The organism is Scandinavium goeteborgense (assembly GCF_003935895.2).
Taxonomy (GTDB): Bacteria; Pseudomonadota; Gammaproteobacteria; order Enterobacterales; family Enterobacteriaceae; genus Scandinavium; species Scandinavium goeteborgense.
The window spans coordinates 4313859-4328043 of record NZ_CP054058.1 but is presented as its reverse complement, the minus strand read 5'-3'; the positions used below and the strand labels follow the sequence as shown (position 1 = coordinate 4328043).

Below are 14185 nucleotides of genomic sequence, written 5' to 3'. Positions count from 1 at the left end.
TTGCGCCGATGTGCGCAAAATATAAGCAAAGAGTCATTTTATGCAATTTTTTAGTTGCATGCATGCGCATGTCTCCCTAAAATGCGCGCTACTTGATGCCGACTTAGCTCAGTAGGTAGAGCAACTGACTTGTAATCAGTAGGTCACCAGTTCGATTCCGGTAGTCGGCACCATCAAGTCCGGTGGGGTTCCCGAGCGGCCAAAGGGAGCAGACTGTAAATCTGCCGTCACAGACTTCGAAGGTTCGAATCCTTCCCCCACCACCACTTTCTGGCAGCGTTTTAGCCGCCTGGGTTGGTCGAGTAAAATCACCGACCCGAACAATAAAAGAGAGAAATCTCTTTTTTGTTACAGAAAGAACTGGGTAGCCGAGTTTCAGGATGCGGGCATCGTATAATGGCTATTACCTCAGCCTTCCAAGCTGATGATGCGGGTTCGATTCCCGCTGCCCGCTCCAGACGTGCTGATATGGCTCAGTTGGTAGAGCGCACCCTTGGTAAGGGTGAGGTCCCCAGTTCGACTCTGGGTATCAGCACCACTTCATCTCCTCCTCCCTGTTTCTCTCTGTTACTTGCATTCAACAAGTCAGGCATGTTGCCTGGTTGATGTGGTGATATCACCGATTTATCCGTGTCTTAGAGGGACAATCGATGTCTAAAGAAAAGTTTGAACGTACAAAACCGCACGTTAACGTCGGTACTATCGGCCACGTTGACCATGGTAAAACAACGCTGACTGCTGCAATCACCTCCGTACTGGCTAAGACCTACGGTGGTTCTGCTCGCGCATTCGACCAGATCGATAACGCACCAGAAGAAAAAGCTCGTGGTATCACCATCAACACTTCCCACGTTGAATATGACACCCCGACTCGCCACTACGCACACGTAGACTGCCCAGGCCACGCCGACTATGTTAAAAACATGATCACCGGTGCTGCGCAGATGGATGGCGCTATCCTGGTTGTTGCTGCGACTGATGGCCCTATGCCACAGACTCGTGAGCACATCCTGCTGGGTCGTCAGGTAGGCGTTCCTTTCATCATCGTGTTCCTGAACAAATGTGACATGGTTGATGACGAAGAGCTGCTGGAACTGGTTGAGATGGAAGTTCGTGAACTCCTGTCCCAGTACGATTTCCCAGGCGACGACACTCCTATCGTTCGTGGTTCCGCGCTGAAAGCGCTGGAAGGCGAAGCTGAGTGGGAAGCTAAAATCATCGAACTGGCTGGCTTCCTGGATTCTTACATCCCAGAACCAGAACGTGCGATCGACAAGCCATTCCTGCTGCCAATCGAAGACGTATTCTCCATCTCCGGCCGTGGTACTGTTGTTACCGGTCGTGTAGAGCGCGGTATCGTTAAAGTTGGTGAAGAAGTAGAAATCGTTGGTATCAAAGAAACTGCGAAAACTACCTGTACTGGCGTTGAAATGTTCCGCAAATTGCTGGACGAAGGCCGTGCTGGTGAGAACGTTGGTGTTCTGCTGCGTGGTATCAAACGCGAAGAAATCGAACGTGGTCAGGTTCTGGCCAAGCCGGGTTCAATCAACCCGCACACCAAGTTCGAATCTGAAGTGTACATCCTGTCCAAAGATGAAGGCGGCCGTCATACTCCGTTCTTCAAAGGCTACCGTCCACAGTTCTACTTCCGTACAACTGACGTGACCGGTACCATCGAACTGCCAGAAGGCGTTGAGATGGTAATGCCAGGCGACAACATCAAAATGGTTGTTACCCTGATCCACCCAATCGCGATGGATGACGGTCTGCGTTTCGCAATCCGTGAAGGCGGCCGTACCGTAGGCGCAGGCGTTGTTGCTAAAGTTATCAGCTAATCGCGGATAACATTTGACGCAATGCGCAATAAAAGGGCATCATTTGATGCCCTTTTTGCACGCTTTCGAACCAGAACCTGGCTCATCAGTGATTTTTTTTGTCATAATCATTGCTGAGACAGGCTCTGAAGAGGGCGTTTAGTCCGAAACGCAGCAGAGCATTTCGGTTTTGGTTGCCTCGCACTCTCGCGGGGCAAAGATGTTTGTCGAATACTTGTGACAGGTTGGTTTATGAGTGCGAATACCGAAGCTCAAGGGAGCGGGCGCGGCCTGGAAGCGATGAAGTGGGTGATCGTTGCCGTACTGCTGATTGTAGCTATTGTGGGCAACTACCTTTATCGCGACATGATGTTGCCGCTGCGTGCGCTGGCCGTAGTGATTCTGATTGCTGCAGCGGGCGGTGTCGCGCTGTTGACGACCAAAGGCAAGGCGACCGTAGCGTTTGCTCGTGAAGCGAGAACCGAAGTCCGTAAGGTCATTTGGCCGACGCGTCAAGAAACGCTGCACACTACGCTGATTGTGGCCGCAGTTACTGCTGTCATGTCGCTGATCCTGTGGGGACTGGATGGTATTCTGGTTCGCCTGGTCTCTTTTATCACTGGCCTGAGGTTCTGAGATGTCTGAAGCTCCTAAAAAGCGCTGGTACGTCGTTCAGGCGTTTTCCGGTTTTGAAGGCCGCGTAGCCACTTCGCTGCGTGAGCATATCAAATTACACAATATGGAAGAGTTGTTTGGTGAAGTCATGGTTCCGACCGAAGAAGTGGTCGAAATTCGTGGCGGCCAGCGTCGCAAGAGCGAGCGCAAATTCTTCCCAGGTTATGTGCTGGTACAGATGGTGATGAATGACGCCAGCTGGCACCTGGTGCGTAGCGTGCCACGCGTAATGGGCTTCATCGGTGGTACTTCCGATCGTCCGGCGCCGATTAGCGATAAAGAAGTTGATGCGATTATGAACCGCCTGCAGCAGGTTGGTGATAAGCCGCGTCCTAAAACTCTGTTCGAACCGGGTGAAATGGTCCGCGTTAGCGACGGCCCGTTTGCAGACTTCAACGGTGTGGTTGAAGAGGTGGACTACGAGAAGTCCCGCCTGAAAGTTTCAGTCTCTATCTTCGGGCGTGCAACGCCGGTAGAACTGGACTTCGGCCAGGTTGAAAAAGCATAAATAAGCAGCAATTCTTTGTTGCACAGGGCGCGAGATTGGCATACAATTTCGCGCCTTTTGTATTTATGGGCCTTGTGCGCATAAATCACGTATTAATCACGGGGAGCCTCCTTGAGGCGCTATTACCCAATAGAGGAAATTGAGAATGGCTAAGAAAGTACAAGCCTACGTCAAGCTGCAGGTTGCAGCTGGTATGGCGAACCCAAGTCCACCGGTTGGTCCAGCACTGGGCCAGCAGGGCGTGAACATCATGGAATTCTGTAAAGCGTTCAACGCGAAAACTGAATCCCTGGAAAAAGGTCTGCCGACTCCTGTCGTCATCACCGTTTACGCTGACCGCTCATTCACTTTCATCACCAAGACTCCGCCAGCTGCGGTTCTGCTGAAGAAAGCTGCAGGTATTAAGTCTGGTTCCGGCAAGCCGAACAAAGAGAAAGTTGGTAAAATTTCTCGCGCTCAGCTGCAGGAAATCGCGCAGACTAAAGCTGCCGACATGACTGGTGCTGACATTGAAGCGATGACTCGCTCAATCGAAGGTACTGCGCGTTCCATGGGCCTGGTAGTGGAGGATTAAGAAATGGCTAAACTGACCAAGCGTATGCGCGTGATCCGTGAGAAAGTTGATGTAACTAAACAGTATGACATCAACGAAGCCATCGCTCTTCTGAAAGAGCTGGCCACCGCTAAATTTACCGAAAGCGTAGACGTTGCTGTTAACCTCGGCATCGACGCTCGTAAATCTGACCAGAACGTACGTGGTGCAACTGTACTGCCACACGGTACTGGCCGTTCCGTTCGCGTAGCCGTATTTGCCCAAGGCGCAAACGCTGAAGCAGCTAAAGCTGCTGGCGCAGAGCTGGTAGGTATGGAAGATCTGGCTGACCAGATCAAGAAAGGCGAAATGAACTTTGACGTTGTTATTGCTTCCCCGGATGCAATGCGCGTTGTTGGCCAGCTGGGCCAGGTTCTGGGTCCACGTGGCCTGATGCCTAACCCTAAAGTTGGTACTGTAACGCCTAACGTTGCTGAAGCGGTTAATAACGCTAAAGCAGGTCAGGTTCGTTATCGTAACGACAAAAACGGCATCATCCACACCACCATCGGTAAAGTGGATTTTGACGCTGACAAACTGAAAGAAAACCTGGAATCCCTGCTGGTTGCGCTGAAAAAAGCGAAACCAACTCAGGCTAAAGGCGTGTACATCAAGAAAGTCAGCCTCTCCACCACCATGGGTGCTGGCGTTGCCGTTGATCAGGCTGGTCTTACCGCAGTAGCGAACTAAGATTAGCCTTTACGTGGGCGGTGGATTTGTCTACAATCTTCCCCCCACGATTCTGTTAACTGTGGTTAGCAGATACAGATTTGTTCGTTGGAGCCTGGCCTAATCCAGGCCTCCGTCGAAGACCGCAGGCGTTTCGTCAGAAACTTAATACCCTGCGTAGACGGTGACAGAACGCTAAGATTATTTTTGATACTCTTTGGCTTGTTTCTGCTCACCGTATTAAGACGCTCTTTCGTTGGAAAGAGTGAAGTGAGTTCCAGAGATAATCTCTGGCAAACATCCAGGAGCAAAGCTAATGGCTTTAAATCTTCAAGACAAACAAGCGATTGTTGCTGAAGTCAGCGAAGTAGCCAAAGGCGCGCTGTCTGCAGTGGTTGCGGATTCCCGTGGCGTTACTGTAGACAAAATGACCGAACTGCGTAAAGCAGGCCGTGAAGCTGGCGTATACATGCGTGTTGTTCGTAACACCCTGCTGCGCCGCGTCGTTGAAGGTTCTCAGTTTGAGTGCCTGAAAGACACGTTTGTTGGTCCGACCCTGATTGCATATTCTATGGAACACCCGGGCGCAGCTGCTCGTCTGTTCAAAGATTTCGCGAAAGCGAATGCAAAATTTGAGGTCAAAGCCGCAGCCTTTGAAGGTGAGTTGATCCCGGCATCGCAAATCGATCGCCTGGCTACACTGCCAACCTACGACGAAGCAATTGCACGCCTGATGGCAACCATGAAAGAAGCTTCGGCTGGCAAACTGGTTCGCACTCTGGCTGCTGTACGCGATGCGAAAGAAGCTGCTTAATAGCGGTTATCTTTATAAAGCATTGGCTTACGTATAAACTAATTCTGATTTTCAGGAACAATTTAAATGTCTATCACTAAAGATCAAATCATTGAAGCAGTATCCGCTATGTCTGTAATGGACGTTGTAGAACTGATCTCTGCAATGGAAGAAAAATTCGGTGTTTCCGCTGCTGCCGCTGTAGCTGTTGCTGCAGGCCCAGCTGAAGCTGCTGAAGAAAAAACTGAATTCGACGTCGTTCTGAAAGCAGTTGGCGCTAACAAAGTTGCAGTTATCAAAGCTGTACGTGGCGCAACTGGCCTGGGTCTGAAAGAAGCTAAAGACCTGGTAGAATCTGCTCCAGCCGCTCTGAAAGAAGGCGTGAGCAAAGATGACGCAGAAGCACTGAAAAAATCTCTGGAAGAAGCTGGCGCTGAAGTTGAAGTTAAATAAGCCAACCCTTCCGGTTGCAGCCTGAGTAATTAGGCTGATGGCTGGTGACTTTTTAGTCACCAGCCTTTTTGCGCTGTAAGGCGCCAGTAGCATTTCACACTGTTTGACTGCTGGCTGTCCTGACAATGCTTGTTTCTATCGACGACTTAATATATTGCGACAGGGTGCTCGCCTTGTGTAAACCGCAACGAAATGGTTTAAGCGTGATAGCAACAGGTATTGCGGAAAGTGTTCCATTTTCCGGTCCACAAAATAGTGTTGCATAAACTGCCCCTCTAATGGGCAGAGTCGGTCGACTTGTCAGCGAGCTGAGGAACCCTATGGTTTACTCCTATACCGAGAAAAAACGTATTCGTAAGGATTTTGGTAAACGTCCACAAGTTCTGGACATACCTTATCTCCTTTCTATCCAGCTTGACTCGTTCCAGAAGTTCATCGAGCAAGATCCTGAAGGTCAGTATGGTCTCGAAGCGGCTTTCCGCTCCGTGTTCCCGATCGCGAGCTACAGCGGCAATTCAGAGCTGCAGTATGTGAGCTATCGTCTGGGCGAGCCTGTATTTGACGTTAAAGAATGTCAGATTCGCGGCGTGACCTATTCCGCTCCCCTGCGCGTAAAACTGCGTCTGGTGATTTATGAGCGTGAAGCGCCGGAAGGCACAGTAAAAGACATTAAAGAACAAGAAGTGTACATGGGCGAAATTCCGCTCATGACCGATAACGGTACCTTTGTCATCAACGGTACTGAGCGTGTTATCGTTTCTCAGTTGCACCGTAGCCCGGGCGTCTTCTTTGACAGCGATAAGGGTAAAACCCACTCTTCGGGTAAAGTGCTTTATAACGCACGTATCATCCCTTACCGTGGTTCCTGGCTGGACTTCGAGTTCGATCCGAAAGACAACCTGTTTGTCCGTATCGACCGTCGTCGTAAGCTGCCTGCGACCATCATCCTGCGTGCGCTGAGCTACACCACAGAGCAGATCCTTGATCTGTTCTTCGAAAAAGTTATTTTCGAAATCCGTGATAACAAGCTGCAGATGGAACTCATTCCTGAGCGTCTGCGTGGCGAAACTGCCTCCTTCGATATCGAAGCAGACGGTAAGGTGTACATCGAGAAAGGTCGTCGTATCACTGCACGCCACATTCGCCAGCTGGAAAAAGATGACATTAAACTCATCGAAGTTCCGGTTGAGTACATCGCTGGCAAAGTGGCTGCAAAAGACTATGTCGATGCGTCCACTGGCGAGCTGATCTGCCCGGCGAACATGGAGTTGAGCCTGGATCTGCTGGCTAAGCTGAGCCAGTCTGGTCACAAGCGTATCGAAACGCTGTTCACCAACGACCTGGATCACGGCGCATACATGTCCGAGACCATTCGTGTCGACCCAACCAATGACCGCTTAAGCGCGCTGGTTGAGATCTACCGTATGATGCGTCCTGGTGAGCCACCAACTCGCGAAGCGGCTGAAAGCCTGTTCGAGAACCTGTTCTTCTCCGAAGACCGCTATGACCTGTCAGCGGTTGGTCGTATGAAGTTCAACCGTTCTCTGCTGCGTGATGAAATCGAAGGTTCAGGTATCCTGAGCAAAGACGACATCATCCAGGTTATGCGTAAACTGATCGGTATTCGTAACGGCCAGGGCGAAGTGGATGATATCGACCACCTCGGCAACCGTCGTATCCGTTCCGTTGGCGAAATGGCTGAAAACCAGTTCCGTGTTGGCCTGGTGCGTGTAGAGCGTGCGGTTAAAGAGCGTCTGTCTCTGGGCGATCTCGACACCCTGATGCCTCAGGACATGATCAACGCCAAGCCGATTTCTGCTGCGGTGAAAGAGTTCTTTGGTTCCAGCCAGCTGTCTCAGTTTATGGACCAGAACAACCCGTTGTCTGAAATCACGCACAAGCGTCGTATTTCTGCCCTCGGCCCAGGCGGTCTGACCCGTGAACGTGCGGGCTTTGAAGTTCGAGACGTACACCCGACTCACTACGGTCGCGTATGTCCAATCGAAACGCCTGAAGGTCCAAACATCGGTCTGATCAACTCACTGTCCGTGTACGCACAGACAAACGAATACGGTTTCCTCGAGACTCCGTACCGTAAAGTGACCGACGGTGTTGTGACTGACGAAATTCATTACCTGTCTGCTATCGAAGAAGGCAACTACGTCATCGCTCAGGCGAACTCCAACCTGGATGACGAAAACCACTTTGAAGAAGACCTGGTAACCTGTCGTAGCAGAGGCGAATCAAGCCTGTTCAGCCGTGACCAGGTTGACTACATGGACGTTTCCACCCAACAGGTGGTTTCCGTCGGTGCGTCCCTGATCCCGTTCCTTGAACACGATGATGCGAACCGTGCATTGATGGGTGCGAACATGCAACGTCAGGCGGTTCCAACTCTGCGTGCTGATAAGCCGCTGGTTGGTACCGGTATGGAACGTGCTGTAGCGGTTGACTCCGGCGTAACCGCCGTTGCCAAACGTGGTGGTACCGTTCAGTACGTGGATGCATCCCGTATCGTTATCAAAGTTAACGACGACGAGATGTACCCGGGCGAAGCAGGTATCGACATTTATAACCTGACCAAATACACCCGTTCTAACCAGAACACCTGCATCAACCAGATGCCGTGTGTAAACCTGGGTGAACCAATTGAGCGCGGCGACGTGCTGGCAGATGGCCCGTCTACCGACCTCGGTGAACTGGCGCTCGGTCAGAACATGCGCGTAGCGTTCATGCCGTGGAACGGCTACAACTTCGAAGACTCCATCTTGGTCTCCGAGCGTGTGGTTCAGGAAGATCGTTTCACCACGATTCACATTCAGGAACTGGCATGTGTGTCCCGTGACACCAAGCTGGGGCCAGAAGAGATCACCGCTGACATCCCTAACGTGGGTGAAGCTGCGCTCTCTAAACTTGATGAATCCGGTATCGTTTACATCGGTGCGGAAGTGACCGGCGGCGATATTCTGGTTGGTAAGGTAACGCCTAAAGGTGAAACCCAGCTGACGCCAGAAGAGAAACTGCTGCGTGCAATCTTCGGTGAGAAAGCGTCTGACGTTAAAGACTCTTCTCTGCGCGTACCAAACGGTGTTTCCGGTACGATTATCGACGTTCAGGTCTTTACCCGCGATGGCGTGGAAAAAGACAAACGTGCGCTGGAAATCGAAGAGATGCAGCTGAAGCAGGCGAAGAAAGACCTGTCTGAAGAATTGCAGATCCTTGAAGCTGGCCTGTTTAGCCGTATCTACGCTGTGCTGGTTGCCGGTGGTGTTGAAGCTGAGAAGCTCGACAAACTGCCACGCGATCGTTGGCTGGAACTCGGTCTGACCGACGAAGCGAAACAAAATCAGCTGGAACAGCTGGCTGAGCAGTACGACGAACTGAAGCACGAGTTCGAGAAGAAACTCGAAGCGAAACGCCGCAAAATCACTCAGGGCGACGATCTGGCACCAGGTGTGCTGAAGATTGTTAAGGTGTATCTGGCTGTTAAACGTCAGATTCAGCCTGGTGATAAAATGGCGGGTCGTCACGGTAACAAGGGTGTTATCTCTAAGATCAACCCGATCGAAGATATGCCGCACGATGCTAACGGTACGCCGGTAGACATCGTACTGAACCCGCTGGGTGTACCGTCTCGTATGAACATCGGTCAGATCCTGGAAACTCACCTGGGTATGGCTGCGAAAGGTATCGGCGAGAAGATCAACGCCATGCTGAAGCAGCAAGAAGAAGTCGCGAAACTGCGCGAATTCATCCAGCGTGCCTACGATCTGGGTACCGACATTCGTCAGAAAGTCGACCTGAGCACCTTTACCGATGACGAAGTTCTGCGTCTGGCTGAGAACCTGAAAAAAGGTATGCCAATCGCGACTCCGGTCTTCGATGGCGCGAAAGAGTCAGAAATCAAAGAGCTCCTGGAGCTCGGCGGTCTGCCTTCTTCCGGTCAGATTACACTGTTCGATGGTCGTACCGGTGAGCAGTTTGAGCGTCAGGTAACCGTAGGTTACATGTACATGCTGAAACTGAACCACCTGGTCGATGACAAGATGCACGCTCGTTCCACCGGTTCTTATAGCCTCGTTACTCAGCAGCCGCTGGGTGGTAAGGCACAGTTCGGTGGTCAGCGCTTCGGTGAGATGGAAGTGTGGGCGCTGGAAGCATATGGCGCAGCATACACCCTGCAGGAAATGCTCACTGTTAAGTCTGATGACGTGAATGGTCGTACTAAGATGTATAAAAACATCGTGGACGGCAACCATCAGATGGAACCGGGCATGCCGGAATCCTTCAACGTACTGTTGAAAGAAATCCGTTCCCTGGGTATCAACATCGAGCTGGAAGACGAGTAACTCTCGCTCAAACAGGTCACTGGTGCCGGGGTAATACCCGGCGCCAGATTGTGCTAACTCCGACGGGAGCAAATCCGTGAAAGACTTATTAAAGTTTCTGAAAGCGCAAACTAAAACCGAAGAGTTTGATGCGATCAAAATTGCTCTGGCATCGCCAGACATGATCCGTTCATGGTCTTTTGGTGAAGTTAAAAAGCCGGAAACCATCAACTACCGTACGTTCAAACCTGAACGTGACGGTCTCTTCTGTGCCCGTATTTTTGGGCCGGTAAAAGACTATGAGTGCCTGTGCGGTAAGTACAAGCGCCTGAAACACCGTGGTGTTATCTGTGAGAAGTGCGGCGTTGAAGTGACCCAGACCAAAGTGCGCCGTGAGCGCATGGGCCACATCGAGCTGGCGTCTCCGACTGCCCACATCTGGTTCCTGAAATCTCTGCCGTCCCGTATCGGTCTTCTGCTCGATATGCCACTGCGTGATATCGAACGCGTACTGTACTTCGAATCTTATGTTGTTATCGAAGGCGGCATGACCAACCTGGAACGCAATCAGATCCTGACTGAAGAGCAGTATCTGGATGCGCTGGAAGAGTTTGGTGACGAATTCGACGCGAAGATGGGTGCGGAAGCTATCCAGGCCCTGCTGAAGAGCATGGATCTGGAGCAAGAGTGTGAAACTCTGCGCGAAGAGCTGAACGAAACCAACTCTGAAACCAAGCGTAAAAAGCTGACCAAGCGTATCAAACTGCTGGAAGCGTTCGTTCAGTCTGGTAACAAACCAGAGTGGATGATCCTGACAGTTCTGCCGGTTCTGCCGCCAGATCTGCGTCCACTGGTACCGCTGGATGGTGGTCGTTTCGCAACGTCGGATCTGAACGATCTGTATCGTCGCGTGATCAACCGTAACAACCGTCTGAAACGTCTGCTGGATCTGGCTGCGCCAGATATCATCGTACGTAACGAAAAACGTATGCTGCAGGAAGCGGTTGATGCCCTGCTGGATAACGGTCGTCGCGGTCGTGCGATCACCGGTTCTAACAAGCGTCCTCTGAAATCTTTGGCCGATATGATCAAAGGTAAACAGGGTCGTTTCCGTCAGAACCTGCTCGGTAAGCGTGTTGACTACTCCGGTCGTTCTGTAATCACCGTAGGTCCATACCTGCGTCTGCATCAGTGCGGTCTGCCTAAGAAAATGGCACTGGAATTGTTCAAACCGTTCATCTACGGCAAGTTGGAACTGCGTGGCCTGGCCACCACCATCAAAGCCGCTAAGAAAATGGTTGAGCGCGAAGAAGCTGTCGTTTGGGATATCCTGGACGAAGTTATCCGCGAACACCCGGTACTGCTGAACCGTGCACCAACTCTGCACCGTTTGGGTATCCAGGCGTTTGAACCGGTTCTGATCGAAGGTAAAGCAATTCAGCTGCACCCGCTGGTTTGTGCGGCATATAACGCCGACTTCGATGGTGACCAGATGGCTGTTCACGTACCGCTGACGCTGGAAGCCCAGCTCGAAGCGCGTGCGCTGATGATGTCTACCAACAACATCCTGTCACCTGCGAACGGCGAGCCAATCATCGTTCCTTCTCAGGACGTTGTATTGGGTCTGTACTACATGACCCGTGACTGTGTTAACGCCAAAGGCGAAGGCATGGTGCTGACTGGCCCTAAAGAAGCTGAGCGTATTTATCGCGCTGGCCTGGCCTCTCTGCATGCGCGCGTTAAAGTGCGTATCACCGAATACGAAAAAGACGCTCAGGACGAATTCGTTGCGAAAACCAGCATCGTCGATACGACCGTGGGTCGTGCGATTCTGTGGATGATCGTACCGAAAGGTCTGCCTTTCTCCATCGTCAACCAGGCGCTGGGCAAGAAAGCTATCTCCAAAATGCTGAACACCTGTTACCGCATTCTGGGCCTGAAGCCGACCGTTATCTTTGCTGACCAGACCATGTACACCGGTTTTGCCTATGCAGCGCGCTCAGGTGCGTCCGTAGGTATCGACGACATGGTTATCCCAGAGAAGAAACACGAGATCATCTCTGAAGCGGAAGCTGAAGTTGCTGAGATCCAGGAGCAGTTCCAGTCTGGTCTGGTAACCGCGGGCGAACGCTACAACAAAGTTATCGATATCTGGGCTGCGGCGAACGATCGTGTTTCCAAAGCGATGATGGATAACCTGCAGACTGAAACCGTAATTAACCGTGACGGCGTTGAAGAGCAGCAGGTTTCCTTCAACAGCATCTACATGATGGCCGACTCCGGTGCGCGTGGTTCTGCAGCACAGATTCGTCAGCTGGCAGGTATGCGTGGTCTGATGGCGAAGCCAGATGGCTCCATCATCGAAACGCCAATCACCGCGAACTTCCGTGAAGGTCTGAACGTACTCCAGTACTTCATCTCCACTCACGGTGCTCGTAAAGGTCTGGCGGATACCGCACTGAAAACGGCGAACTCCGGTTATCTGACGCGTCGTCTGGTTGACGTTGCACAGGATCTGGTTGTTACCGAAGACGATTGTGGCACCCTCGAAGGTATCACCATGACCCCGGTTATCGAGGGTGGTGATGTTAAAGAGCCGCTGCGCGATCGCGTTCTGGGCCGTGTGACTGCAGAAGATATTCTGAAGCCGGGCACCGCGGACATTCTTGTTCCGCGCAACACGCTGCTGCACGAACACTGGTGTGACCTGCTCGAAGCTAACTCTGTTGACTCCGTGAAGGTTCGCTCTGTTGTATCTTGTGACACCGACTTTGGTGTATGTGCGCACTGCTATGGTCGTGACCTGGCGCGTGGCCACATCATCAACAAAGGTGAAGCAGTTGGTGTTATCGCGGCACAGTCCATCGGTGAGCCGGGTACACAGCTGACGATGCGTACGTTCCACATCGGTGGTGCGGCATCTCGTGCGGCTGCTGAATCCAGCATCCAGGTGAAAAACAAGGGTAGCATCAAGCTGTCTAACGCCAAGTCGGTTGTTAACTCCGCTGGCAAGCTGGTTGTGACCTCTCGTAACACCGAGCTGAAACTGATCGACGAATTCGGTCGTACCAAAGAAAGCTATAAAGTGCCTTACGGTGCTGTAATGGCGAAAGGTGATGGTGAGCAGGTTGCTGGCGGCGAGACCGTAGCAAACTGGGATCCGCACACCATGCCGGTTATCACTGAAGTGTCTGGTTTCATTCGCTTCACTGACATGGTCGACGGCCAGACGATTACTCGTCAGACCGACGAACTGACCGGTTTGTCTTCCCTGGTGGTTCTGGATTCTGCAGAACGTACTGCCGGTGGTAAAGACCTGCGTCCTGCACTGAAAATCATCGATGCCAAAGGCAACGACGTTCTGATCCCGGGCACTGATATGCCGGCTCAGTACTTCCTGCCAGGTAAAGCGATTGTTCAGCTGGATGATGGCGTGCAAATCAGCTCTGGTGACACCCTGGCGCGTATTCCACAGGAATCCGGCGGTACCAAGGATATTACCGGTGGTCTGCCACGCGTTGCGGATCTGTTCGAAGCCCGTCGTCCGAAAGAGCCGGCAATTCTGGCAGAAATCAGCGGTATCATTTCCTTCGGTAAAGAAACCAAAGGTAAACGCCGTCTGGTGATCTCCCCGATTGACGGTAGCGATGCGTACGAAGAGATGATTCCGAAATGGCGTCAGCTCAACGTGTTCGAAGGTGAGCGCGTAGAACGCGGTGACGTAGTGTCCGATGGCCCAGAAGCGCCACACGACATTCTGCGTCTGCGTGGTGTTCACGCGGTGACTCGTTATATCACTAACGAAGTGCAGGAAGTTTACCGTCTGCAAGGCGTTAAGATTAACGATAAGCACATCGAAGTTATCGTGCGTCAGATGCTGCGTAAAGCAACCATCGCGAACGCAGGCAGCTCCGACTTCCTCGAAGGCGAGCAGGTTGAATACTCCCGCGTTAAGATCGCAAACCGCGATCTGGAAGCGGATGGCAAAATCAGCGCAACGTATGCGCGTGATCTGCTGGGTATCACCAAAGCGTCCTTGGCTACCGAGTCGTTCATCTCTGCGGCATCGTTCCAGGAGACCACTCGCGTACTGACCGAAGCAGCCGTTGCGGGCAAACGCGACGAACTGCGCGGTCTGAAAGAGAACGTCATCGTGGGTCGTCTGATCCCTGCGGGTACCGGTTACGCGTACCATCAGGATCGTATCCGTCGTCGTGCAGCGGGTGATGTACCTGCCGCACCGCAGGTGACTGCTGAAGATGCGTCTGCCAGCCTGGCAGAACTGCTGAACGCAGGCCTCGGCGGTTCCGACAACGATTAATCGTTGCTGATAACGCTAAATAAAAACCCGCT

The 14185-nt window shown here is 52.0% G+C and carries 9 protein-coding genes and 4 tRNA genes; all 13 read left to right on the top strand.

Annotation, left to right across the window (positions count from 1 at the left end; translation table 11 throughout):
- The first annotated feature begins 97 nt into the window (after positions 1-97).
- The 13 genes from A8O29_RS21430 (at position 98) to rpoC (ending at position 14153) form a co-directional block, all read left to right on the top strand.
- Positions 98-173 (top strand) — tRNA-Thr (locus tag A8O29_RS21430).
- 8 nt (positions 174-181) lie between these two features.
- Positions 182-266, top strand: a tRNA-Tyr gene (locus A8O29_RS21425).
- Between the two features lie 116 nt (positions 267-382).
- Positions 383-457: transfer RNA gene (locus A8O29_RS21420), tRNA-Gly, on the top strand.
- A gap of 5 nt (positions 458-462) precedes the next feature.
- A tRNA-Thr gene (locus tag A8O29_RS21415) sits at positions 463-538 on the top strand.
- Between the two features lie 112 nt (positions 539-650).
- Entirely contained in the window at positions 651-1835 is a 1185-nt protein-coding gene (gene tuf / locus A8O29_RS21410) for an elongation factor Tu (protein WP_174081212.1), read from the top strand.
- A 231-nt stretch (positions 1836-2066) separates the two neighbouring features.
- Positions 2067-2450 carry a preprotein translocase subunit SecE gene (secE, locus tag A8O29_RS21405; protein ID WP_049842136.1) on the top strand — a complete coding sequence of 128 codons (384 nt, stop codon included), beginning with the start codon at positions 2067-2069 and terminating at the stop codon, positions 2448-2450.
- Position 2451: 1 nt separating this feature from the next.
- Positions 2452-2997, top strand: coding sequence for a transcription termination/antitermination protein NusG (gene nusG / locus A8O29_RS21400; RefSeq protein WP_024548053.1), 546 nt, complete (start codon positions 2452-2454; stop codon positions 2995-2997).
- A 145-nt stretch (positions 2998-3142) separates the two neighbouring features.
- Positions 3143-3571: a 50S ribosomal protein L11 gene (gene rplK / locus A8O29_RS21395; RefSeq protein WP_110512487.1), complete on the top strand. Its 429-nt coding sequence runs from the start codon at positions 3143-3145 to the stop codon at positions 3569-3571.
- 3 nt (positions 3572-3574) lie between these two features.
- Entirely contained in the window at positions 3575-4279 is a 705-nt protein-coding gene (gene rplA / locus A8O29_RS21390) for a 50S ribosomal protein L1 (RefSeq protein ID WP_125355485.1), read from the top strand.
- Positions 4280-4574: 295 nt separating this feature from the next.
- Entirely contained in the window at positions 4575-5072 is a 498-nt protein-coding gene (gene rplJ / locus A8O29_RS21385) for a 50S ribosomal protein L10 (RefSeq protein WP_110512489.1), read from the top strand.
- A gap of 66 nt (positions 5073-5138) precedes the next feature.
- Entirely contained in the window at positions 5139-5504 is a 366-nt protein-coding gene (rplL, locus tag A8O29_RS21380) for a 50S ribosomal protein L7/L12 (protein ID WP_110512490.1), read from the top strand.
- Positions 5505-5824: 320 nt separating this feature from the next.
- On the top strand, positions 5825-9853 hold the full coding sequence (gene rpoB, locus A8O29_RS21375; RefSeq protein ID WP_110512491.1) for a DNA-directed RNA polymerase subunit beta: 4029 nt from the start codon (positions 5825-5827) through the stop codon (positions 9851-9853).
- A gap of 76 nt (positions 9854-9929) precedes the next feature.
- Positions 9930-14153 carry a DNA-directed RNA polymerase subunit beta' gene (gene rpoC, locus A8O29_RS21370; protein WP_110512492.1) on the top strand — a complete coding sequence of 1408 codons (4224 nt, stop codon included), beginning with the start codon at positions 9930-9932 and terminating at the stop codon, positions 14151-14153.
- The last annotated feature ends 32 nt before the right edge of the window (positions 14154-14185 follow it).